The 22,354-nt window shown below is 61.2% G+C and carries 19 protein-coding genes; 9 read left to right on the top strand and 10 right to left on the bottom strand.

Annotated elements, in window-relative coordinates; all coding sequences use genetic code 11:
- Window positions 1-10 precede the first annotated feature (10 nt).
- Window positions 11-1,978 (top strand): molecular chaperone HtpG, encoded by a 1,968-nt coding sequence (gene htpG / locus Q0O99_RS02810; protein WP_293748325.1) that lies wholly within the window; start codon window positions 11-13, stop codon window positions 1,976-1,978.
- Between the two features lie 109 nt (window positions 1,979-2,087).
- Window positions 2,088-3,332 (top strand): MFS transporter, encoded by a 1,245-nt coding sequence (locus Q0O99_RS02805; protein WP_293748323.1) that lies wholly within the window; start codon window positions 2,088-2,090, stop codon window positions 3,330-3,332.
- A 55-nt stretch (window positions 3,333-3,387) separates the two neighbouring features.
- Here Q0O99_RS02805 and Q0O99_RS02800 read toward each other — a convergent pair whose 3' ends face one another.
- From Q0O99_RS02800 to Q0O99_RS02760, 9 genes are all read right to left on the bottom strand, one after another.
- Window positions 3,388-4,647, bottom strand: a complete 1,260-nt coding sequence (locus tag Q0O99_RS02800; RefSeq protein ID WP_293748320.1) for an MFS transporter — start codon at window positions 4,645-4,647, stop codon at window positions 3,388-3,390.
- The gene (locus Q0O99_RS02795) at window positions 4,644-5,663 is read right to left on the bottom strand and encodes a serine/threonine protein kinase (RefSeq protein WP_293748318.1); all 1,020 of its coding nucleotides are present in this window, start codon (window positions 5,661-5,663) and stop codon (window positions 4,644-4,646) included. The genes Q0O99_RS02800 and Q0O99_RS02795 overlap by 4 nt, the downstream gene beginning before the upstream one ends.
- Window positions 5,664-5,726: 63 nt before the next feature.
- Window positions 5,727-6,533: a crotonase/enoyl-CoA hydratase family protein gene (locus Q0O99_RS02790; protein ID WP_293748316.1), complete on the bottom strand. Its 807-nt coding sequence runs from the start codon at window positions 6,531-6,533 to the stop codon at window positions 5,727-5,729.
- Window positions 6,534-6,709: 176 nt separating this feature from the next.
- Window positions 6,710-7,558 (bottom strand): 3-hydroxybutyryl-CoA dehydrogenase, encoded by an 849-nt coding sequence (locus Q0O99_RS02785; protein ID WP_293748314.1) that lies wholly within the window; start codon window positions 7,556-7,558, stop codon window positions 6,710-6,712.
- Between the two features lie 73 nt (window positions 7,559-7,631).
- A complete protein-coding gene (locus tag Q0O99_RS02780; protein ID WP_293748311.1) occupies window positions 7,632-9,857 on the bottom strand; it encodes a TonB-dependent receptor in 2,226 nt (741 codons plus the stop codon).
- 181 nt (window positions 9,858-10,038) lie between these two features.
- On the bottom strand, window positions 10,039-10,383 hold the full coding sequence (locus Q0O99_RS02775; RefSeq protein ID WP_293748309.1) for a cytochrome c: 345 nt from the start codon (window positions 10,381-10,383) through the stop codon (window positions 10,039-10,041).
- A gap of 66 nt (window positions 10,384-10,449) precedes the next feature.
- Window positions 10,450-11,733 carry a PQQ-dependent sugar dehydrogenase gene (locus tag Q0O99_RS02770; RefSeq protein WP_293748307.1) on the bottom strand — a complete coding sequence of 428 codons (1,284 nt, stop codon included), beginning with the start codon at window positions 11,731-11,733 and terminating at the stop codon, window positions 10,450-10,452.
- Window positions 11,734-12,019: 286 nt separating this feature from the next.
- Window positions 12,020-12,826 carry an ABC transporter permease gene (locus Q0O99_RS02765; protein WP_293748305.1) on the bottom strand — a complete coding sequence of 269 codons (807 nt, stop codon included), beginning with the start codon at window positions 12,824-12,826 and terminating at the stop codon, window positions 12,020-12,022.
- 3 nt (window positions 12,827-12,829) lie between these two features.
- Window positions 12,830-13,759 carry an ATP-binding cassette domain-containing protein gene (locus Q0O99_RS02760; RefSeq protein ID WP_293748303.1) on the bottom strand — a complete coding sequence of 310 codons (930 nt, stop codon included), beginning with the start codon at window positions 13,757-13,759 and terminating at the stop codon, window positions 12,830-12,832.
- A gap of 94 nt (window positions 13,760-13,853) precedes the next feature.
- Between Q0O99_RS02760 and asd the strand changes: the two genes are divergently transcribed.
- On the top strand, window positions 13,854-14,732 hold the full coding sequence (asd, locus tag Q0O99_RS02755; protein WP_293748416.1) for an archaetidylserine decarboxylase: 879 nt from the start codon (window positions 13,854-13,856) through the stop codon (window positions 14,730-14,732).
- 19 nt (window positions 14,733-14,751) lie between these two features.
- On the opposite strand, the gene Q0O99_RS02750 is transcribed toward asd, so the two are convergent.
- Window positions 14,752-15,840, bottom strand: coding sequence for an aromatic ring-hydroxylating dioxygenase subunit alpha (locus Q0O99_RS02750; RefSeq protein ID WP_293748301.1), 1,089 nt, complete (start codon window positions 15,838-15,840; stop codon window positions 14,752-14,754).
- A gap of 186 nt (window positions 15,841-16,026) precedes the next feature.
- On the opposite strand from Q0O99_RS02750, the gene Q0O99_RS02745 reads away from it, so the two are divergent.
- The 6 genes from Q0O99_RS02745 (at window position 16,027) to Q0O99_RS02720 (ending at window position 22,340) form a co-directional block, all read left to right on the top strand.
- Window positions 16,027-16,776, top strand: coding sequence for a sugar phosphate nucleotidyltransferase (locus Q0O99_RS02745; protein WP_293748414.1), 750 nt, complete (start codon window positions 16,027-16,029; stop codon window positions 16,774-16,776).
- 17 nt (window positions 16,777-16,793) lie between these two features.
- Window positions 16,794-17,147 carry a hypothetical protein gene (locus Q0O99_RS02740; protein WP_293748299.1) on the top strand — a complete coding sequence of 118 codons (354 nt, stop codon included), beginning with the start codon at window positions 16,794-16,796 and terminating at the stop codon, window positions 17,145-17,147.
- A 116-nt stretch (window positions 17,148-17,263) separates the two neighbouring features.
- Window positions 17,264-18,652 (top strand): aminopeptidase P N-terminal domain-containing protein, encoded by a 1,389-nt coding sequence (locus Q0O99_RS02735; RefSeq protein ID WP_293748297.1) that lies wholly within the window; start codon window positions 17,264-17,266, stop codon window positions 18,650-18,652.
- 7 nt (window positions 18,653-18,659) lie between these two features.
- Complete coding sequence (locus tag Q0O99_RS02730; RefSeq protein WP_293748295.1) at window positions 18,660-19,259, top strand: MOSC domain-containing protein; 600 nt, start codon at window positions 18,660-18,662, stop codon at window positions 19,257-19,259.
- A 209-nt stretch (window positions 19,260-19,468) separates the two neighbouring features.
- Window positions 19,469-21,772, top strand: a complete 2,304-nt coding sequence (locus tag Q0O99_RS02725; protein ID WP_293748293.1) for an NADP-dependent malic enzyme — start codon at window positions 19,469-19,471, stop codon at window positions 21,770-21,772.
- Between the two features lie 154 nt (window positions 21,773-21,926).
- On the top strand, window positions 21,927-22,340 hold the full coding sequence (locus Q0O99_RS02720) for a ribonuclease domain-containing protein (RefSeq protein ID WP_293748291.1): 414 nt from the start codon (window positions 21,927-21,929) through the stop codon (window positions 22,338-22,340).
- The last annotated feature ends 14 nt before the right edge of the window (window positions 22,341-22,354 follow it).

Raw genomic sequence — 22,354 nt, 5'->3', positions numbered from 1 at the left:
TTGAACCGCTATGAGCAAACAAACCCATGCCTTTCAGGCCGAAGTTGCGCAACTGCTGCACCTGGTCACCCACTCGCTGTATTCCAACCAGGAAATTTTTCTGCGCGAGCTGATTTCCAACGCCTCGGACGCCTGTGACAAGCTGCGCTTTGAAGCGCTGAACAACAACGGTCTGTACGAAGACGCGCCCGAGTTGCAGGTGCGCTTGTCTTTTGACAAAACGGCCAAGACGCTCACCATCACCGACAACGGCATCGGCATGACGGCGCAAGAAGCCATCGACCACCTGGGCACGATCGCCAAGAGCGGCACCAAGGACTTTGTGAGCAAGCTGAGCGGCGACCAAAAGTCGGACGCGCAGTTGATCGGCCAATTTGGCGTGGGCTTTTATTCGGGCTTCATCGTGGCCGACAAGATCACCGTGGAAACCCGCCGCGCGGGTGCAACGCCTGCCGAAGGCGTGCGCTGGGTCAGCGGCGGCACGGGCGACTTTGAAGTCGAGACCATCACCCGCACAGAACGCGGCACCAGCGTGATCTTGCATCTGCGCGAAGAAGCACTTGACTACGCCAATGCCTGGAAACTCAAAGAAATCGTCGGCAAATACTCCGACCACATCAGCCTGCCCATCTTGATGGAAAAGGAAGCGTGGCAAGACGGCGAACTGATCGACCCGAATGATGAAAAGGCGGGCCGCCAACCTGGCGGCATGGTCAAGACCGGCGAGTGGGACACCGTCAACAAAGCCAGCGCCCTGTGGACCCGCCCCAAGAAAGACATCACCGACGAGCAATACGCCGACTTCTACAAGCAGATCAGCCGCGACTTTGAGGCCCCGCTGACTTGGACGCACAACCGCGTGGAAGGCAGCACCGAATACACCCAGCTGCTCTACATCCCCAGCAAAGCCCCGCAAGACCTGTGGAACCGCGACAAGAAAGCTGGCATCAAGCTCTACGTCAAGCGCGTCTTCATCATGGACGATGCCGAAGCACTGATGCCCAGCTACCTGCGTTTTGTAAAGGGCGTGGTGGACTCGGCCGACCTGCCCCTGAACGTGAGCCGCGAACTGCTGCAAGAAAGCCGCGACGTCAAAGCCATCCGCGAAGGCTGTACCAAGCGTGTGTTGTCCATGCTGGAAGACTTGGCGAAACACGACAAGGCACCTGAAGCCAGCGAAGAAGTCACCGACGTGTTGAGCGACGAGGATAAAGCCAAGCTCGGCCAGTATTCCAAGTTCTACGCCGAGTTTGGCGCTGTGCTGAAAGAGGGCCTGGGCGAAGACTTTGGCAACCTAGCCCGCCTGTCCAAGTTGCTGCGTTTTGCGTCATCGACCCACGACACCGTGAGCGTCAGCTTTGCCGACTACAAAGCCCGCATGAAAGAAGGTCAGGACGCTATTTACTACATCACCGCCGACACCCTGGCCGCCGCCAAGAACAGCCCACAGCTCGAAGTCTTCAAGAAAAAGGGCATCGAAGTGCTGCTGATGACCGACCGCGTGGACGAGTGGGCGCTCAACTTTGTGCACGAGTTTGACGGCACGCCGCTGCAAAGCGTAGCCAAAGGCGCGTTTGACCTGGGCAAGCTGCAAGACGAAGAAGAAAAGAAAGCCGCCGAAGACGCGGCCGAAACCTTCAAGCCCATGCTGGCCAAACTGAAAGAAGCGCTGAAAGACAAAGCCGAAGACGTGCGGGTGACCAGCCGCCTGGTCGACAGCCCCGCCTGCCTGGTGGTGACCGACGACGGCATGAGCATGCAACTGGCTCGCATGCTCAAGCAAGCTGGGCAAAGCGCCCCTGAAGTCAAGCCCGTGCTGGAGGTCAACCCCGAGCACCCGCTGGTGAAAAAGCTCGACGGCTCGGTGCACTTCCACGACCTGGCCCACATCCTGTTTGACCAAGCCCTGCTGGCCGAAGGCGGCATGCCCGCAGACCCGGCGGCTTATGTGACGCGGGTGAATGCGCTGCTGAGCTGATTTTCAGCCATCCGCACTCAAGGGCCAGCCAAGCTGGCCCTTTTTTTGTTGCACCACACCAGTAACCCACAAGACAAGCCCACCCGCAGTCATCGGCTAAATTGACTTGATGAAATCCCTCCCCGCCGACCCGTCTCTCATCGATTCCCGCCAAGCCGCCTGGCGTTTGCTGGCCACGCTGGGGTTGGTGGTGCTGGGCAACAGCAGCATGTACATCGTCTCGGTGGTGCTGCCTGCGGTGCAGACCGAGTTTGGCGTGGGCCGGGCCGACGCCTCGCTGCCTTACACCTTGATGATGATTTGCTTGGGGCTGGGCGGCCTGATCACCGGCCGATTGGCCGACCGGCATGGCTTGACCCCGGTGCTGTGGGTCGGGGCATTGGCGGTGTGTGGTGGCTTTATCTGGGCCGGCATGTCAGGCAGCATCTGGGCCTTTGGTCTGGCGCATGGGCTGATGGGACTGATTGGCAGTTCATCGACCTTCGCCCCCCTTATGGCCGACACCGCTTTATGGTGGAACCGCCGACGCGGCATCGCGGTGGCCATTTGCGCCAGCGGCAATTACATCGCGGGCACCATCTGGCCGCCCATTGTTCAGCACGGCGTGGAGACTGTGGGCTGGCGGCAGACCTACATCATGCTGGGTATTTTTTGCGGCGTGGGCATGTTTTTGCTGGCCATGTTGATGCGCCAGCGCCCGCCGCTGGTGAACCTGACACCGGCCAACGCCAGCACCGTGCCCGTGGACCGCAGCCGCCCCTTTGGCCTGAAACCTGCGCTTGCGCAGGGCCTGCTGTTTGTCGCCGGTGTGGCCTGCTGTGTGGCCATGTCCATGCCACAGGTGCACATCGTGGCTTATTGCTCTGACCTGGGTTTTGGCGCGGCACGCGGGGCTGAAATGCTCTCGCTCATGCTGGCCAGCGGCATCGTCAGCCGGTTGGTGTTTGGCATGATCAGCGACCGCATTGGCGGCATCCGCACTTTGCTGCTGGGCTCTTTTTTGCAAGGCGTGGCGCTGCTGATGTTTTTGCCTTTTGACGGCTTGGTGCCGCTGTACCTCGTCTCGGCCATGTTCGGGCTGTTTCAAGGCGGCATCGTGCCTGCCTACGCCATCATCGTGCGCGAGCACTTCGACCCCAAAGAAGCGGGGGCCCGCGTGGGTTCGGTGATCATGGCCACCTTGTTGGGCATGGCGCTGGGCGGCTGGATGTCGGGCTGGGTGTTTGACATGACGGGCAGTTACCACGCCGCCTTTTTGAATGGCATCGCCTGGAACTTCCTCAACCTGTGCATTGCCAGTTGGTTGTTCTGGCGGGTGCGTCGGGCTGAACGCGGCGCACCGACTCGCGTTTGAATCGTTCGCGCTTCGCCGACACAGGCTGGGCAACCCAGCCACAAACTGAGCAGGCTCAATGCCAGCGGATTGACCGACGCCACACGCTCAACAGCAGCAAGGCCAAAGCCAGGCCTGCAGCCCAGGGCAGCAGGCCCATGGTGCTCGCCCAAATGGCTTCAGGCTTTGAAGCGCCTTGCGCCACAGCCCGACTTTGCAACCGTTCCATGAGCCACAGCCAAACCATGGCCGCACCCACGATGCCGACGGTGCGGGTCACCAGGGTCAGGCTGCCCGACAGGCCCCGCGCTGAGTCGGGCAAAGTGGCCACGACCTGGTCGGCGTAGACCACCTGAAACACCCCCAGGCCCAAACCCTGCAGCAGCAAGGCCAAGGCCATGAAGGGCCAGGCTTGCGCCATTGGCACCGCACCGATCGAGGCCAAACCCAAGGCCATGATCCCTTGCGCTGCGAGGCCCGCAGACTGCAAATCCATGCGGCGCAGCAGCATTGGGGCCACGCCCGAACCGGCCAGCACCCCCAGCGCCCAGAGGGACAGCATGGCACCACTGGCCGTGCCACCCCAGCCAGCCGCTGGCAAGGCGTAGGGCAAGCAAAGGGCAATCGTGAAACCGCAAAACTGAACCCCCACACTGAGCAGGTTGATCCAGGCGAAATCGGCATCGCGCCGCAATAGGCCCCACAGCCCCCGCACGCTGCCCGCCTGGCTGGCAGCGCTGGGCGTGCTCAGTGTCTGCGCCCGCAGGCGACGCACCAACCAAGGCGTGCACAACCAGGCCAACAGCACAATCGGCGCCCGAAAACCGTACACCCCGGCCCAACCCCAGTGCAGCATGCTCAGGCCGCCGAGCAAAGGGGCCAGCACACCCGCCGCCGCAAACATGGCGCCATACACCGACAGCGCCTGCGTGCGTTGCCCGGCGGCCAGCAAGCCCATGGCCAAGGCCGGAGCGCAGGACAAGGTCAGCGCCACCCCGATGCCCTGCAAAACCCGCCCGGCCAGCAACCAACCATAAGACGGTGCCGCCGCACAGGCCACCAAGGCCAGCGCCGACAGCACCAAGCCCCAGCGGAACACGCGCAAGTGGCCCAGGCGGTCCCCCAGCACCCCGCAAAACAACATCAGGCTGCCGTAGGTGATGACATAGCACAGCGCCACCCAGCGGATGTCGGGGGTGGCCAAGGCGAAGGCTTCGGTCATGGCGGGAAAGGCCATGTTGACCGCGAAGTCGAGCGGAGCGATCGCGGCGCCGCAGCCAACGATGGCAAAACCCAGGTATGGCGTAGGGGGACGGGGCGTTGTCAATTTGCTCACACCACCAGCGGCGCTTCCTGCATCTGCTCGATTTGCTCTTGCAGCATCAGCACTTGGCCGCGCCAGTAATCGGGTGTGCCAAACCACGGAAAGTTGACCGGAAAAATCGGGTCTTCCCAGCGCCGCGCCAGCCAGGCGCTGTAATGGATCAACCGCAGCGTGCGCAGCGGCTCAATCAGGTTCAGCTCGGCCCGGTCGAAGTCGCGTATCTGTTCATAACCATCGAGCAAGGCCGAGAGTTGTTGCGTGCGCTGAGCACGGTCTCCCGACAGCAGCATCCAAAGGTCTTGCACGGCGGAGCCCATGCGGGCATCGTCTAAGTCCACAAAGTGTGGGCCACCACCGGGCAGATCGGCAGGTGTCCACAAAATATTGCCCGGATGGCAGTCGCCGTGCAGGCGAATCAGGCGGCGGTCCGCTGAGCCTTCCGCCATTTTTTCTTGCACCAACGCCAGCGCCGCAGCGAAGGCCTCCCGCCATTCGCGCTCGACCTCCAGCGGAACCATCTGGTGCGATTGCAGCCACTCGGCGGGCTCGAGCGCAAAGGTCTGCACATCGAGCGTAGGGCGGTGCGCAAAGGGCTGGGCCGCGCCCACGGTGTGGATGCGGGCCAGAAAACGGCCAATCCACTCGAGCACCTCAAAATCATCCAGCTCGGGCGTGCGGCCGCCGCGCAAGGGGCTGACCGAAAAATCAAACCCGGCACTTTGGTGCAGCGTCTGGCCGTTCAGCACCAATGGTGGCACCACCGGCACTTCAGCCGCCAGCAGCTCAGCCGCAAAGTCGTGTTCTTCTTGAATCTGTTCTCGGCTCCAGCGCCCAGGCCGGTAAAACTTGAGCACCACCGCCGCGCTGCCTTGCACCGGCTCGTCCAGGTGCGCACGGTACACGCGGTTTTCGTACGAGCTGAGCGCCAGCAAACGGCCGTCGGGCCACAGGCCCAAGTCTTGTAATGCGTCCATCACCCGGTCCGGGGTGAGTTCAGCGTAAGGGTGCAAGGCGTTCGGTTCGGTCATGCGCCGATTGTGGGGCACGGCCAGTGGCAGCTCAGCTTGGCCCGGCATGTCTGCCGGGCGACTTCAACCCCCGGTGAAACGGGCTGCGCGTTTTTCCACAAACGAACGCACACCCTCGGCCGCATCGTCGCTGTTGGACAGCGTTCTTTGCACCGGAATGAAGTCGTGCATGGCCACCAGCGGGCCGTGCTCCAGCGCCTTGAGCACGTTTTGCCGCGTGGCCACCACCGCCAGCGGCGCTTGCGCGGCGATCTGCCCAGCAATGCGCATGGCCTCGGGCAGCAGGCCCGCCGCAGGCACCACCTTTTGCACAAAGTTCAGGCGCAGCGCTTCGGCGCTGTCGAACACATCGGCCGTGAGCAAATGCAACAGCGCATTGCCCATGCCCGCACGCTCGGCCATGCGCAAGGTCGCACCGCCCGTGGCCATGATGCCGCGCTGCACCTCCAGCTGCGAGAACCGGCAGTCGTCGGCCGCCACCACGATGTCGGCCGCCAGCATCAGCTCGATGCCCAGCGTGTAGGTGATGCCCTGTACCGCCACCACCATGGGTTTGACGCGTCGCCGATACCCCTCCATGCCCAGGTTCAGGGGATCCACCAGGCCCAGCGGCACCGACTTTTCGCCGCGCTTCATCAGCGGTGCGATGGTGGGCAAGTCCAGCCCGGCGGTGAAGTGGTCACCCGCCGCACACAACACGCCCACGCGCAGGGCAGGGTCGTCGTCGAGCCGGGTGTACGCCTCACCCAACTCGCGGAACATCTTGGGCGTGAAGCCGTTGCGCTTGGCGGGGCGGTTGATGCAAATTTGAAGGACTGCACCGTGCACGGTGCAGTCGATCTGGCCTTCGGGGTGGGCGGTGGTGTTCATGGCTGCATGCTAGAGCGCGGCGCCCGGTAGGGCTTTCACACGGGTGACAGGCCGACACGATCACACCCTTTGCGCAAAGCGAGCGTCATGGATTGCGTCATGACGAGCCAAGCGTGGACATCCATGGCTGTGCATGCGACGCCAACGAACTGCCGCGTCGCTGCCGGCGGGGCTGTTCAGTAGGTGTAAACGCCCTGCCCGGTCTTGCGGCCCAAACGACCCGCAGCCACCATTTCTTTCAGCAGCGGGCTGGGGCGGTATTTGCTGTCGCCGAATTCCTTGAGGTAGACCTCCATCACCGCCAAGCACACATCCAGGCCGATCATGTCGGCCAGCGCCAGCGGGCCAATCGGCTGGTTGCAGCCGAGCTTCATGCCCGCGTCGATGGCTTCGGCTTCTGCCAGGCCCTCGCCCAGCACAAAGAAGGCCTCGTTGATCATGGGCACCAAAATACGGTTGACCACAAAGCCAGGGGCGTTCTTCACCGTGATGGGCGTCTTGCCCAAGGCCAGCGCCATGTCGTGCACGGCGTCGTGGGTGGCGTCGCTGGTCTGCAGACCACGGATGATTTCGACCAGCGCCATCATGGGCACGGGGTTGAAAAAATGCATGCCGATGAAGCGGTCCGCACGCTGCGTGGCGGCGGCCAACTGGGTGATCGAGATCGACGAGGTGTTGGACGCGATGATCACGCTGGGGGCCAACAGGCCGTCGAGCTGCTTCAAGATCTTGACCTTGAGCTCGTGGTTCTCGGTGGCCGCTTCGATGACCAGTTGGGCACTTTTCAGGTCATCGTAATTGCTGGAGCCCTGAATGCGGGCCAGCGCAGCGGCCTTGTCGGCTTCGCTGATTTTTTCTTTGCTGACCAATCGGTCCAGGCTCTTGGCCACGCTGGCCAGGCCCTTGGCCACGGCCGCGTCCGAGATATCGACCATCACCACCTGAATGCCCGTCACCGCACAGGCCTGTGCGATGCCATGGCCCATGGTGCCTGCGCCAATGATGCCTACGGTCTGGATGCTCATGTTCTTCAATCCTTCGAAATGGGTGGGGAAACTCAAAGCGAGGATCTTAACGGGCCCAGCCCTGACCACAGACTCAGAACCTGCGCTGCGCCTCCAGCCCCAGCAAGAGTTTGCGGCCCGGGCCGGGTTCAAAGAAGCGGAAATTGCCATCGTTGACGATGACCGAGCCCACATGGCGGCGGTCGGTCAGGTTGTCCACCCGAATGAACTCGCGCAGCGTCCAATCCCCCCGATCTTGCTTGAAGTGCACGCCCAAGTTGAACAAGGTGTGACCTGCCGCCGAATCGCTGTTTAGGTCATTGACCATCACCCGGCCCGCATGGCGTGTCTCAAAAACCACGCGGCTGCCCAGCCAGCCCGTGTCCCAAGCGGCTTGCACAAACACTTGCTGAATGGGCAAGCCGGGGAGGCGGTTGCCTGCGGACACCGGCACCCTTGGAAAAGCGACTGGACAACCTACGCGAGCGCAGGTCAGAAATGCATCGCGGTATTCGGCCTGCATCCAAGTCAGCGCAGAAACCAAACTCACAGGGCCATGGCGCCAGTCACCCGACAGCTCCAAGCCTTGGCGCTGAGTGCGTCCGGCATTTTGGAAGGTGGCACGGCCACCCGAGTTGTTTTGCACCACGATCTCATCGTCTGTACGGATGTCAAAGACTGTGGCGGTCCAGCCCAAGCGCTCGGCACGACCCCGCAAGCCAAATTCGGCGCTGGTGCTGCGGGCGGCATTGAGCTGGGTGTTGAAGCCGGAGACCTTGTCGGTGCGGTAAGCCACCTCGTTGAGGGTCGGGATTTCGTAGCCTTTGCCCACACTGGCAAAGGCCTGCAAAGCTGGGCTCCACTGCCAGCGCACGCCCACCACCGGCAAGGTGGCCTGGAAGGTCTTGCGATCACTGTCGTCACCGTTGCCGAGGAATCGGTCCGAGGACTCGTATTCAGTTTGCGTCTGGCGCACCCCGACCATGAGCGTCAGGTCTTGCGTACGCCATTCGGCTTGCACATACGGGTCCATCGTTTGGGCGCGGTTGACCTCGTCGCGACGCAGCTTGCCCTGCACGCCAATAGCTGTCGGATTGGCAGAAGTACCCGTGAAATTTTCAAAACCTTTGCGCACATCGCTTTGGTGGTCAGATGCCAAACCGGCACTGAGCGACAAGCGCCCGCCTTGCCAGTCACGCGCATTTCGCCAGCGGGCATTCCAGCCCCAGTAATCACGGTCCAGATCGATCACACCACCGGAGCTGCCCACGTTGTTTGCACCGGCTTGAGAAGTGAGTGGGATTGACTGGTACTGCATCAATTGCCGCTGCCCGCCGTAACCCATCAATTCCAACTTGTGCCCGCCCCCCAGGGCCTGCTCAAAAGCCAAGCCCAATTGGGTTTGGGCCACCGATTTACGGGTGTTGAAGTTGATGGCGCCGGGGTCTGTTTTGAACACGCCGCTGTCCAGATCCTTGCGCTCCAAACCCTGTGGGTCCAACGCAAAACTGCTGTGCTGGTTGAACACCAACACCGTGCGCCCACCCTCGTGCGGGCGCGAGAGCTTCAGGTTGGCATTGGTCCGGTCGGCCGCCGACTGCGGCCGCGTGCCGTCGGTTTCAAACCGGCTCACATCCAGCGCATAAGACCAACCTGGCTCTTTGGGGGCGCCTGTTTTGCCCGTCGCCTGCGTTGACAGCCGCCACAAACCATCGGACCCCGCGACCATCCCGGTACGCCATTGGGCCGGGTGCTGCCCCTCTTCGGTGTACAGCAGCAACGCGCCCCCCGACGAAGAACCATACAGCGCCGCCATCGGGCCGCGCACCACTTCAATGCGGTCGGCACCGCCCAAAGGGAAATTGGCCACCTGCCCCGAGCCATCGGGGGCGCTGGCCGGGATGCCGTCGACAAACAAACGCACACCGCGCACGCCAAAGGTGGCACGCGCCCCATAACCTCGCACCGAAATTTGCAAGTCCTGGGCGTAGTTTTGCCGGTTGCGAATCACCAAGCCAGGCACACGACCCAAGCTTTCGGACAGGTTGACTTGGGCCTGGCCCTCGCGCAGTTCCTCGCCGTCAACCACATCGACCGACGCCGCACCGCGCCAGACGCCACCCCCTGTGCGTTCAGCAGAGACGACCACCGGCGACAAGGCCCCGGCATCGGCATCGGCCACGGCCGCTGGCTGAGGCACCGCCTGCGCCTGCGCTTGCGCTTGCGCGCCAGCGGCAGACAACAGGACAATGGCCCAGGCCACAGGCGCAAGCCGTACGGGACGGGTGCGGTTCTGGCTGGATGGGGGAGAAAGGGTCATGGGAGCAGCGTTCATGATCGTGGGCGGTTGTATCGGGCATGGAACAAGGGCGGATGGCTCAAGGGCTTGGGCCCGCTCACACCCTTTTTTGATTTTTTTCCTGCGAAACTTGGAGCTGTATCGACGCCAAAAAGACAGCGTTTTCCACTAAGCTGGCTTGAGAATTTGCGCTTGGATGCCATTAGCGAGGTGGGCCCACTTCAATGGGGATGGATGCGTACCAAGCGGCCAGATTTTCTATTTCCTTGTCGGTCAAGGGCTTGGCCATCACCGCCATGACCTCATTGGCCCGTTTGCCGCTGCGGTATTGCTTGAGTTGCTCTTCAATGTAAATGGCCGGTTGACCGGCCAGGTGGGGCGCATTGGGCATGGTGGACAAACCCAAAGCACCATGGCAGGTCACGCACATGCCGGCCTTGATCTGACCGGCTTTGGCGTCTGCCGCTTGGGCCTGACAAGCCAGCCCCGCGCTCATGGCCAAAACCAAACTGATGGCTTGAAAACTTTTTGCGCTTGCTGAAAACATGTTCAACCTTTTCATCCTTGAAAAAAAGGCATCCGCAAAGCGCGGGTGCCTTCATCGATCAAGGCATCAGTTGCCGTAAGTCACGCGGTAAATCGCACCCACAAAGTCGTCCGAGATCAGCATGGAGCCGTCTTTCATGACCGCCACATCCACCGGGCGACCGATGTAAGTACCGGTTTCAGGGCTCAACCAGCCTTCGGCAAACACCTCGGACTTGTCGGCCGTGCCATCGGCTTTGAGCGAAACGAAGTTGATGAGCGCGCCGCTGGCAGGGCTGCGGTTCCACGAACCATGTGAGGCCACAAAGATGCCACCACGGTATTTGGCGGGGAACTTGTTGCCGGTGTAGAAAGTCATGCCCAACTGTGCCTGGTGGGCCGGAAACTCCACCTGAGGGAACACCGCGTTGGCGGGCTCTTTCATGTCCTTCAAATCTGGCGCGGCCGATGTGCCAGCCACTTTGAATTTGCCGTTCCAGTAGGGGTAGCCAAAGTGCTCGCCCTTTTTGGTAGAGCGGTTCAACTCACCCGGCGGCACTTCATTGCCCAAACCGTCGGTTTGGTTGTCGGTCCACCACAGGCTGCCGTCTTTGGGGTTGAAGTCTTGGCCCACCGAGTTGCGCATGCCGATGCTGTAGACCTCGCGGCCACTGCCGTCAAAGGGGTCCATGCGCACGATGCCACCAATGCCCAGGCGGTTGAATTCATCGACCTTGTCACGCGGCTGCACGTTGAAAGGTTGGCCCAGCGTGACGTAAAGCTTGCCGTCAGGACCTACGCGGCAAGTGCGCGCACCGTGGTTGTACGACTCGTGCTCGGTCGGGATCAGTTTGCCTTGGGGCACCACCTCGATCACCGCGACATCTGGGCCTTCATAGAAGAATTCAGCGGCTGGGAAGTTCAGCACGCGGTTGTGCTCGGCCACGACCAGGAAACCATCCTTGGTCCAGCACACGCCATTGGGCACCTTGAAGTTGAGCGAGGGCGCAAACGACTTCACCTCGTCGGCAATGCCGTCGCTGTTGCGGTCGGTCACCGCCCAGACGGTGGTTTTGCGTGTGCCCACGAACAGCATGTTGGTGGAGGGGGCAATCGCCATGTGGCGCGCATCGGGCACCACGGCAAACAACTCGATCTTGAAGCCATCGGGCATCTTGATTTTTTTCAGGTTGTTGCGAATGGCGTCGGCATTGCGGCCGGTTTGCGGCACCACGGGGATGTTCAGATCGGTCGTGGCGACCTTCATCTGCTTCATCGTGTTGAGGTTGTCTTTGCCAGGCTGGGCATGCACCCCAGTGGCCAGCGCGGCTGCAAGCAAAGCAGCACTGAGTCGGTTCAATTTCATCGTCATCTCCCGTTGTTGATCTGTTAAGTTGATGGCTTGTCGTCGTTTGATAAAACTATTACAAAAGAATTATCAAATGCTAATTTATGTCATCAAAAACTCAAAAATACTGGTGATAACCCGCATTTCTCACGGAAAAACAAAACTCAAACCTGAAAAAAATTCCCCCATTTTTTGAAAAAAATTAAATTCCCATTTTTCAGAAGCTCTTTTCGGAAACAGCGATCCCTTGTCGCTCATGCAACACGGTCCACATTTTTCCAGTGTTTTTGTCATCTCTGCCGGCCAAGCGTCAACTGCGAAAACGCTTGCGCGTCAAGGCCAACGCAATCCAAAACGACACCCCCGCAAATCCCGCCAGCACCAACACCAGGCGCACGGGCTCGTCGGGCCAGCGGTCCAAGAACATCGGGCGCACCAAATCCACCGCCACCGACAGCGGCAGCCAGTCGGCGATCACGCGCACAAAGGCGGGCAGTTGCTCACGCGGGAAAAAGATGCCCGAGAGGAACATCATGGGCGTGAGGAACAGGGTGAAGTAGTAGGTAAAAAAGTCGTATCCCTTGGCCAACGCGTTGAAGATGAGCGCCATGCAGCTGAAGGTGATGCCCACGCCCAGCAGCACAGGCCAAGCGACCAGCAGCTTCCAGCTGTGGCTGATGTCCAGCACCAGCATCACCAACAGAATGGCCGTAACGCTGAACAGCGCCTTGAATGCGGCCCAGAGCATTTCAGCCAACACCACGTCGTCCAACCGCACCGGGGCGTTCATGATGCCGTCCCAGGTTTTTTGTACGTGCATGCGCGAGAACGCCGAATACAAGGCCTCAAACGTGGCGGCGTTCATGGCGCTCATGCAGATGCTGCCGCTGGCCAGAAACAGGATGTAGGGCACTTTTTCGCCGCCCATCTCGACCTGCCCGATGAGCGCGCCCATGCCGTAACCAAAAGCCACCAGCCACATGAGGGGTTCGGCGATGTTGCCCACCAGACTGGGGATGGCGAGCTTTTTCCAGACCAGCCAGTTGCGCTGGAACACAGGCCACCAGCGCATGGACAGGCGGGGCGCGGCCCAGATGTTGTTTTGGATTTGACTCATGGTTTAGCCTTCTTCCCGAATCTGGCGTCCGGTCAACTTCAAAAACAGGTCTTCCAAATTAGAAGGGCGGTGCAAGGTGCGCATGGCGGGCCACGCCTCCAGCGCGTGCATGAGTGCGCGGCTGTCCTGGGTGTAGAAGAAAACGGTCTCACCACTCACCTCGACCCGACCCGCCAGGGCTTTCAAGCCCGCTTCTTGCCCCAGCGCCACCGCGCCTTGCCCAAACACTTCCACCACCTCGGGCTCCAGGTGCTCGGCGATCAGGTCACGCGGCTTGCCCTCGGCGATCTTTCGGCCTTGGTCCAGCACCAAAAGGCGCGAGCACAGGCGCTCAGCCTCGTCCATGAAGTGGGTGGTGAGCAAAATAGATTTACCTTCTTGCAGCAGCAGCTGCAGCCGCTCCCACATCAGGTGGCGCGCCTGCGGGTCCAGACCCGTGGTGGGCTCGTCCAGCATCAGCAGTTGCGGCTGGTTGATGAGCGCGCGCGACAGGCTCAATCGCCGTTTCATGCCGCCCGACAACTCGCCCGGTTTGGCTTTGGCCTTGTGGCTGAGCGCACCAAACTCCAGCAGTTGCGGAATGCGTTCGCGGATCACGGCGTCGGGTATGCCGAAGTACCGACCAAACACCAGCAGGTTTTCTTCTGACGTGAAGTCCGGATCCAGCGTGTCGGATTGCGCCACAACGCCCAGGCGGGCTTTGATGGCAAGGGCATCACCCGGCATTTGCAGACCATCGAAGTAGCGGATCTCACCGCCGCTCGGCTCAGACAAACCCAAGCACATGCGCAGCGTGGTGGTTTTGCCCGCGCCGTTGGGGCCGATCACGCCCAGGCATTCGCCGGGCTGGATGTGGAAAGACAGGTCATTGACCACGGTGGCTTCGCCGTAGCGCTTGACCAAGTGTTCGACCGAAAGCAAGGGGTTGTTCATGGCGGGATTGTGCCCGTGGCGGCATGCCTGAGCAGGTTTGCGGGTGACCGATAAAATCATGAGCTTCTTTTTGTACCGCGCCTGCGACCCCTTCATGTCAAGCACCCCTTCTTTTTCGGACCGCCTGGCCGTCCTGCCGCAGTACCTGATCCCCAAACAAGCCCTGACCGCCTTTGCAGGCTGGGTCGCGGGCAGCCAATGGGGCGGCGTGACCACCGGCATCGTCAACTGGTTTGTGCAGCGCTACAACGTGAACATGATGGAGGCTGCCAATCCGGACACGGCCAGCTACAAGAGCTTCAACGCATTTTTCACCCGCCCACTGCGGGGCGATGCCCGGCCTTTGGCGTCGGCGGCATTTGTTTCCCCAGTCGACGGGGCCATCAGCCAGTGCGGCCCAGTGGTGGGTGACCAGGTGTTTCAGGCCAAGGGCCACGGCTACAGCACCCGCGCCCTGGTGGGCGGCGATGCGGCGCTGGCGGCGCAATTTGAGAACGGCGAATTTGCCACCCTTTACCTCAGCCCGCGCGACTACCACCGCATCCACATGCCTTGCGCAGGGCGTCTGACGCGCATGGTTTACGTGCCGGGCGATTTGTTCTCGGTCAACCCCACCACCGCACGCGGCGTGCCCGGGCTGTTTGCCCGAAACGAGCGGGTGGTGTGCGTGTTTGAGGGCGAGCACGGCCCCTTTGTGGTGGTGCTGGTGGGGGCGACCATCGTGGGCAGCATGGCCACTGTGTGGCACGGCGTGGTCAACCCGCCGCGCCCAGGCACCGTGCGCGAATGGACCTACGAGATGGGCAGCATCACCCTGGCGCAAGGCGAAGAGATGGGTCGCTTTTTGCTTGGCTCCACGGTGGTGATGCTGTTCCCGCAGGGCGTGATTCAGTTCAACCCCGACTGGACACCGACCCGCCCCATCGTGATGGGCGAGGCCATGGGCGCACTCAACTCAAGCGCTCACGCCTGAAACCGGCGTCTGTTCAGGCCTAGGCTTCTTTTTGCTGGCGCGCCAGCACGTAGCGGCGCATGGCCACCGCAGGGGCGTCGGCTGCCACCGAAAACTCGTACAAGTCTTCAGCGGGTGTGCTGGCCAAGGCAAGCTCTTGCAGCGCCAGGCCGTCCACATCTTCCTGAAAAGCCACAAACAGCTGATCGTGCATGAAGCGGGTGGTGCCTGGATCGTTCAGCGCAAAGTCTCGCCCGTGCACGATGAAATAGTGCGTGCTGGTGGCGGTCGCCGGCGTGGGCATGTGCGCGGTGCGGATGCGAAACTGCGGCCGCTGCGCCTCGGGCAGATGGCAGTCGTAAAACAGCACCGACACCTCGTGCAGGCCCAGACTGCGAAACTCGGAGCGCACGATGCGGGCCGCCTGGCCCTGACCCGTCAGGCCGGTGGGCACACCCCACACAGGCGGCAGCGTGGTCGGCACCACGTTGCGCAGCAAGGCAAATTGGCCATCTCCAATTTCGGTCTCAAAAGCGGCTTTGGCGTAATCGGGCGTGCCAAAACTTTTGGCGTGCAAAAAGCTCAGATGCGTCAAATCCAGCAGGTTTTCATGCAAGCGCACGTAGTTGGCTTGCAGACTCAAATAGCCCTGCGAGCGCTCCCACTGGGCGTCTGACATCCAGTCTTGCGGCGGCAGTTTGGACAAGTCAGCCTGCTCAGCCTCACCCATCCAGATCCAGACCACCGCGCCGCGCTGAATGGTGCGGTAGGCCCGGATGCCCATGTGGGTGGGGCAGCTTGACTGGGAAGGCACCTCGATGCAATCGCCCTCGGTATTGAAGCGCAGACCGTGGTAGCCGCAGACGATGGTGTCTTGATCCAGCGTGCCCGCCGACAGCGGCATGGAGCGGTGCGGGCAGCGGTCTTCCAGCGCCACCACGCGGCAGTCGCTGGCGCGGTAAAACACCAAACGGCGGCCCAGCAGCGTGCGGGCCAGCAGTTGGTCTTTGATTTCCTCACCAAAGGCGGCCACGTACCAGTCGTTCATGACAAAAGGGGTGTGGCGATCAGCCAGGCGCTGTGAGGCGTTTTGTGCGGCGGTGATGACGCTGATGGGGGGGCGTGTCATGGGGTCAGTCTCCTGGGGGCGGCCTGGCTCGTACGCTGCGAACGGCCTGCACGCCGAAGTTTAGGGCACGGAATTTGGCTTGGGCTGTCCCGTGAGCGCCTTCAACCGTGGCAACATCTGGGCATGTTGCCTTCATTTGCTCACCCTTCGCACACCCCGATCAGCCCTGCACATCCAGCCCAAGCCATGGTCCTTGCTGCCGGACGCGGAGAGCGCATGCGGCCTTTGACCGACAGCACCCCCAAACCCTTGCTGCGCGTGCGCGGCCAGCCGCTCATGCAGTGGCCCATGCAGGCCCTGGCCCGTGGCGGCTTTGTGCGTCAGCTGGTCAACACCGCCTGGCTGGGCGAGCAAATCCCGGCACATTTCGGTGAACGGGTTCACTGGGCCGGCTTGCCCGAGGTGCACATCCGTTATTCGCATGAAGGCCAGGACTTTGGCCGTGCACTGGAGACCGCCGGTGGCATCGTGCGGGCCATGCCTGGCTTGGACACGGTGTTCTGGGTGGTGGCCGGCGACGTGTTTGCGCCCGATTTCGTGTTCAGCGACCCGGCCCTGCAACGCTTTGCCACCAGTGCTGCCCTAGCGCACTTGTGGCTGGTGCCCAACCCCATGCACAACCCGGGCGGCGACTTCGGCCTGTCGGCTTCAGGCCAAGTGCTCAACCTGCCCCCGGGCGCAGCGGGACGTGACCACACCTTCAGCACCATCGCGCTGTACAAACAAGCCTTTTTCGCGGACTGCGGGGTGCCCACAGGCAACCCCGAGGGCGTGGCGCTGGCGCTCGCCCCCTTGTTGCGGGCGGCCATGGACCAGGGGCAAGTGACGGGCGAGGTTTACGCAGGCGACTGGACCGATGTGGGCACCCCGCAACGGCTGTTTTTTTTAAATCGATACAATAGACTACCAATTAAAAAATTAATTGGTATTCATTAATTTAAAACCTCTTAAAAATGACAACCCAACTTAAACTGGCCTCGATGGCCATTTCCATCGCACTTTTGGCGGCCTGTGCTACCCGTCCTGAAAGCATTTCCGCATCTTTTGTGTCGCACGAAAAGTACTCTGGCCGTGACTGCACCCAGTTGAACATGGACATGTCCAATGCCCGGGCTGAATTACAAAAGTTCTCTTCCATGCAAGACACCAAAGCCAACATTGATGCGGCGACCGTGTTTTTTGTTTTAGTGCCTGCTAGCAAGCTCTCCGGCGACCATGCTGGTGATGTGGCCAAGTGGAAGGGCGAAGTGGAGGCCGTGGACACCGCCATGACCAAGGCGGGCTGCAAAAAGTCAACTCCGGTCTGAGCGATTCTTATCCTTGTCAACGGATTGACCCAGCCCTGGATCGGTCGTGCTGGCGACGGAGTCAAAACTTCAGGGTTAGCCGCCTGCATGCGCACAGGCTCTCCTACAATGTGAAGATGAATTCTCACACCATCTGCACACAGCGCCGCGCCCGTCTCGCCGCCCAACTGGGCGCTGGCGGCATCGCCATCATCCCCACCGCGCCCGAGCGCCAGCGCAACCGCGACAGCGATTACCTGTACCGGCATGACAGCTACTTTTATTACCTGACGGGTTTCACCGAGCCGCATGCCACGCTGGTCATCACGGCCGAAGGCGACTGCACCTTGTTTTGCCAGGCCAAAGACCTTGAGCGCGAGATCTGGGACGGCATTCGCCTGGGGCCAGAAGCCGCGCCGGCCGTTTTGGGCGTGAACCGGGCTTTGCCCATCGGCGAGTTGGCCGCGCAAATGCCCAAGTTGCTGGAAAATAGCAGCACCGTCTGGTACCCCTTTGCCATCCACACCGGGCTGGAAAGTCTGGTGAGTGGCTGGCTGCAATCGGTGCGTGCGCGGGTGCGCTATGGCGCTTTGTGCCCTGAGCAGCAGCGCGACCTGTGCAGCCTGCTCGACGAGATGCGCCTGGTCAAAGACCCGCACGAGCAAGACACCATGCGCCGCGCCAGCACCATCAGCGCACGCGCCCACATTCGTGCCATGCAGCGAAGCGCCGCCATGTTGCGCGCCGGGCAAGAAGTGCGCGAATACCACCTGGACGCCGAGCTGCTGCACGAGTTCCGCCAAAGCGGCTCGCAATACCCGGCTTACGGCTCCATCGTGGCAGGCGGTGCCAATGCCTGCGTGCTGCACTACCGCGCCGACACCGCTTTGATCAAAGACGGCGATCTGGTGCTGATCGACGCGGGTTGTGAGCTGGACGGCTACGCCAGCGACATCACACGCACCTTTCCGGCCAACGGAAAATTCACCGGACCGCAACGCGCCTTGTACGACCTGGTGCTGGCTTCGCAAGATGCGGCCGTGGTCGCCACCCGTGCCGGCGCCCGCTTTGTGGACCCGCACGAGGCCACCGTGGCCGTGTTGGCGCAAGGCCTGCTCGATGTGGGCTTGCTCGACAAGAACAAGGTGGGCAACGCGCAAGACGTGATCGCCAACCGCAGCTATTTTCAGTTTTACATGCACCGCACCGGCCACTGGCTGGGCATGGACGTGCACGACTGCGGCAGCTATGTCGAGCCCTCGCAGGTGGGTCAGATCAGCGAGCGGAAAGACCCGTTGAGTGGAGAATTGATCAAGGACCGCCCCAGCCGAATCCTGCAGCCGGGCATGGTCCTGACCATCGAGCCCGGCCTTTATGTGCGCCCAGCACCGGGCGTCCCCGAGCCCTTCCACCACATCGGCATCCGCATCGAAGACGATGCCATCGTGACCGCCACGGGGTGCGAGCTGATCACGCGCGGCGTGCCCGTCAAGGCCGACGAGATCGAAGCCTTGATGCGCGGCTAAAAGGCCCATGCAGCCGACTTTGCGACCCGGTTTGTCGGGCACGCTGCGCGCCATCCAGACCGGCCAAGTGCGCCCCTTGATGGTGGGTAGGCGCAAGCTGGTGTCGGCGATTGGCAAAACCAACGTCTCAGGCCCCATCGAGGTCACGGTACTGGGCTTGGCCGGTGACGCGCAGGCTGATTTGTCGGTGCATGGTGGCCTGAGCAAAGCGGTGTACGCCTTGCCGTCAGAGCACTTGCCGTGGTGGCAAGCACAGCGGATGGCCCAGGGCGCGACGATGTTTGAAGAAACCTTGGCTCCGGGTTATTTGGGCGAAAACCTGAGCTTGCAAGGCCTGCTCGAACAAGACCTGTTCATCGGCGACCGTCTCGATTTTGGTGCTGTCATTTTTCGCATCACCCATCCGCGCGAGCCCTGCGGCAAGTTCAACGCCGTCATGGATTACGCCCTGGCCGCCAAAGACATGGTGCAAAGCGGGCGTTGTGGTTTTTATCTGGCGGTAGAACAACCCGGCTTTCTCCAAGCCGGCGCCACATGCCAAGTGCTGGCGGGCGCTCGCTCGACCCGCGTGACCGAGGCCTTGCGACACAAAGCCTGGAAGCATTAGCGCTGATCCCCGCCATTTGTGCGCGAAAGTCAAAAGCCAACTCACTGGAGAAGGGCATTGGCCAGACTCAAAGGTTTGAATCCCGGGTCTACAATGAAAATATTTCCCGCTGTCGCCTTGCGCGTTGCGTTGACCCTTCCTTTCTAAGCATCTTGCCTGCTGAACCCCAGCAGCCCTGACAGCACATCCCTACAACGGAGCCCCACCCCATGACCAACAAGGTCCAAGCCGAAGAAAAACGTGCCCAACTGCGCAAAGCCGCCCTCGAATACCACCAGTTCCCCACCCCCGGCAAAGTGGCCATCGCCGCCACCAAACAACTGGTCAACCAGCACGATCTGGCCTTGGCCTATTCGCCCGGCGTGGCAGCCCCCTGCGAAGAGATCGTCAAAGACCCCGCCAACGCCTTCAAGTACACCAGCCGGGGCAACCTGGTGGGCGTGGTGACCAACGGCACCGCCGTGCTGGGCTTGGGCGACATCGGCCCGCTGGCCAGCAAGCCGGTCATGGAAGGCAAGGGCGTCTTGTTCAAGAAGTTCTCGGGCATCGATGTGTTCGACATTGAGATCAACGAAAAAGACCCGGACAAGCTGGTCGAGATCATCGCGTCACTGGAGCCGACGTTTGGTGGCATCAACCTCGAAGACATCAAGGCCCCCGACTGCTTCTACATCGAACGCAAACTGCGCGAGCGCATGAAGATCCCGGTCTTTCATGACGACCAACATGGCACCGCCATCGTGGTGGGCGCGGCCATTTTGAACGGCCTCAAAATCGTCGGCAAAGACCCCAAGAAAATCAAGCTGGTCACCTCCGGTGCAGGCGCAGCGGCCTTGGCTTGTCTGGGTTTGTTGGTCAAGCTGGGCATCCCGCGCGAAAACATCTGGGTCACCGATTTGGCGGGCGTGGTCTACGAAGGCCGCACCGAACTGATGGACGAAGACAAGATCCAGTTTGTACAAAAAACCGATCACCGCACGCTGCGCGAAGTGATGATCGGTGCCGACGTGTTCCTGGGTTTGTCGGCCGGTGGTGTGCTCAAGCAGGACATGGTCAAGTCCATGGCCGCCACCCCGCTGATTTTTGCGCTGGCCAACCCCAACCCCGAAATCGACCCTGAAGACGTCAAAGCAGTGCGAGACGACGCCATCATGGCCACCGGCCGGACCGACTACCCCAACCAGGTCAACAACGTCCTGTGCTTCCCCTACATTTTTCGGGGTGCGTTGGACTGCGGCGCCACCACCATCACGCTGGAAATGGAAATTGCGGCCGTGCACGCGATTGCCGAGTTGGCGCAAGCCGAGCAAAGCGAAGTCGTGGCAGCCGCTTATGTGGGCGAGCCCCTGGCGTTTGGCCCAGAGTACCTGATCCCCAAGCCATTTGACCCGCGCTTGATGATGAAAATCGCCCCTGCGGTGGCCCAGGCTGCATTCGATTCTGGCGTGGCCTCTCGCCCCATCACCGACATGGACGCTTACCGGGAAAGGCTGCAAGGCTTTGTGTACGCCTCCGGCACCATGATGAAGCCCATCTTCACGGCCGCCAAACGTGCCCTGAACAAGCGCATCGCCTACAGCGAAGGCGAAGAAGAGCGCGTGCTTCGCGCTGCCCAGATCGTGGTGGACGAAGGCATCGCCCGCCCCACGCTGATCGGCCGCCCGGCCGTGATCGCCGAGCGCATCGAAAAATTCGGCCTGCGCTTGAAAGAAGAACTGGATTACGACATCGTGAACGTGGAAGACGACCACCGTTACCGCGATTTCTGGCAGACCTACCACCGCATGACCGAGCGCAAGGGCGTCACCCAGCAGATCGCCAAGATCGAAATGCGCCGCCGCCTGTCGCTCATTGGCGCCATGTTGCTGCACAAAGGCGACGTGGACGGCATGATCTGCGGCACCTGGGGCGCCAACCCCATGCACCTGAGCTACATCGACCAAGTCATTGGCAAGCGCGCAGGTGTCAACACCTTCGCCTGCATGAACGGCTTGATGCTGCCAGGGCGTCAGGTGTTCATGGTGGACACCCACGTCAACTACGACCCCACCGCCGAGCAGCTGGCCGAGTTCACCGTCATGGCGGCCGAAGAAATGCGCCGTTTCGGTATCCAGCCCAAAGCCGCTTTGTTATCGCACTCGAACTTCGGCTCGTCCAACGAGCCCAGCGCCATCAAGATGCGAAACGTGCTGGACTTGCTGCGCATAAACGCACCTTGGCTCGAAGTGGACGGCGAAATGCACGGCGACGTTGCCCTGGATTCGGCGGCACGCCAAGCCATCATGCCCAACAGCCGCTTGGCGGGCGATGCCAACTTGTTGGTTCTGCCCAACATGGATGCGGCCAACATTGCCTACAACCTGCTCAAGACGGCTGCGGGTGGCAACATCGCCGTTGGACCGGTTCTTTTGGGTGCGGCCAAACCCGTGCACATTTTGACGCCCAGCACCACGGTACGCCGGATCGTCAACATGACGGCGCTCACCGTGGCCGATGCCAACGCGGCTCGTTGACCGTTCTAACAGGTGTGCGTACTCACATGTTCTTTGAATGAGCAAACTGTCTTTGCCTATTTAACGGGCAATCGCTTGCATTTTTATCGCATTTGATACACACTAGCGCCTTCGAGTTTTCGGGTAAACCCGGATGCTCCTGAAAGGTGTATTCATGAGGGTGGCACAACAAGCCTTGGCCCGTCGGTACTGGTTCGCTGTGCTGATGGGCTTTATTTTGCTGGCATGCACATTTTTGGTGCAGGCACGGTCACCCCAAGAGGCGCAACTTCAAACCACTTTGTTGGTCACTGATTTGCCCCGTGAAGGCCAGACAACCTACCAAAATATCCGCAAGGGTCGTCCTTTTCCCTACGAAAAGGACGGTACGGTGTTTGGCAACCGCGAGCGACTCTTGCCACGCGAGGCGAGGGGTTACTACCTCGAATACACCGTCAGGACACCCGGCTTGCGTCACCGTGGAGCCCGTCGCATTGTCTGCGGCGGCCCTGTGCCCACAGAACCGAAAGCCTGTTATTACACCGAAGACCATTACGCGAGCTTTCGCATGATCGTTGACAGACCCTGATTTTTTAGTTTTCA

The organism is Limnohabitans sp. Rim8 (assembly GCF_945901735.1).
In the GTDB taxonomy this organism is placed as follows: domain Bacteria; phylum Pseudomonadota; class Gammaproteobacteria; order Burkholderiales; family Burkholderiaceae_C; genus Limnohabitans_A.
This window is presented reverse-complemented; position numbering and strand designations above follow the sequence as displayed.

What these genes read in the sequence shown, in the direction of transcription:
- htpG (WP_293748325.1), top strand. Translation starts at nt 11, where the DNA reads ATGAGCAAACAAACCCATGCCTTTCAGGCCGAAGTTGCGCAACTGCTG.
- Q0O99_RS02805 (WP_293748323.1), top strand. Translation starts at nt 2,088, where the DNA reads ATGAAATCCCTCCCCGCCGACCCGTCTCTCATCGATTCCCGCCAAGCC.
- Q0O99_RS02795 (WP_293748318.1), bottom strand. Translation starts at nt 5,663, where the DNA reads ATGACCGAACCGAACGCCTTGCACCCTTACGCTGAACTCACCCCGGAC.
- Q0O99_RS02790 (WP_293748316.1), bottom strand. Translation starts at nt 6,533, where the DNA reads ATGAACACCACCGCCCACCCCGAAGGCCAGATCGACTGCACCGTGCAC.
- Q0O99_RS02785 (WP_293748314.1), bottom strand. Translation starts at nt 7,558, where the DNA reads ATGAGCATCCAGACCGTAGGCATCATTGGCGCAGGCACCATGGGCCAT.
- Q0O99_RS02780 (WP_293748311.1), bottom strand. Translation starts at nt 9,857, where the DNA reads ATGACCCTTTCTCCCCCATCCAGCCAGAACCGCACCCGTCCCGTACGG.
- Q0O99_RS02775 (WP_293748309.1), bottom strand. Translation starts at nt 10,383, where the DNA reads ATGTTTTCAGCAAGCGCAAAAAGTTTTCAAGCCATCAGTTTGGTTTTG.
- Q0O99_RS02770 (WP_293748307.1), bottom strand. Translation starts at nt 11,733, where the DNA reads ATGACGATGAAATTGAACCGACTCAGTGCTGCTTTGCTTGCAGCCGCG.
- Q0O99_RS02765 (WP_293748305.1), bottom strand. Translation starts at nt 12,826, where the DNA reads ATGAGTCAAATCCAAAACAACATCTGGGCCGCGCCCCGCCTGTCCATG.
- Q0O99_RS02760 (WP_293748303.1), bottom strand. Translation starts at nt 13,759, where the DNA reads ATGAACAACCCCTTGCTTTCGGTCGAACACTTGGTCAAGCGCTACGGC.
- asd (WP_293748416.1), top strand. Translation starts at nt 13,854, where the DNA reads ATGTCAAGCACCCCTTCTTTTTCGGACCGCCTGGCCGTCCTGCCGCAG.
- Q0O99_RS02750 (WP_293748301.1), bottom strand. Translation starts at nt 15,840, where the DNA reads ATGACACGCCCCCCCATCAGCGTCATCACCGCCGCACAAAACGCCTCA.
- Q0O99_RS02745 (WP_293748414.1), top strand. Translation starts at nt 16,027, where the DNA reads ATGGTCCTTGCTGCCGGACGCGGAGAGCGCATGCGGCCTTTGACCGAC.
- Q0O99_RS02740 (WP_293748299.1), top strand. Translation starts at nt 16,794, where the DNA reads ATGACAACCCAACTTAAACTGGCCTCGATGGCCATTTCCATCGCACTT.
- Q0O99_RS02735 (WP_293748297.1), top strand. Translation starts at nt 17,264, where the DNA reads ATGAATTCTCACACCATCTGCACACAGCGCCGCGCCCGTCTCGCCGCC.
- Q0O99_RS02730 (WP_293748295.1), top strand. Translation starts at nt 18,660, where the DNA reads ATGCAGCCGACTTTGCGACCCGGTTTGTCGGGCACGCTGCGCGCCATC.
- Q0O99_RS02725 (WP_293748293.1), top strand. Translation starts at nt 19,469, where the DNA reads ATGACCAACAAGGTCCAAGCCGAAGAAAAACGTGCCCAACTGCGCAAA.
- Q0O99_RS02720 (WP_293748291.1), top strand. Translation starts at nt 21,927, where the DNA reads ATGAGGGTGGCACAACAAGCCTTGGCCCGTCGGTACTGGTTCGCTGTG.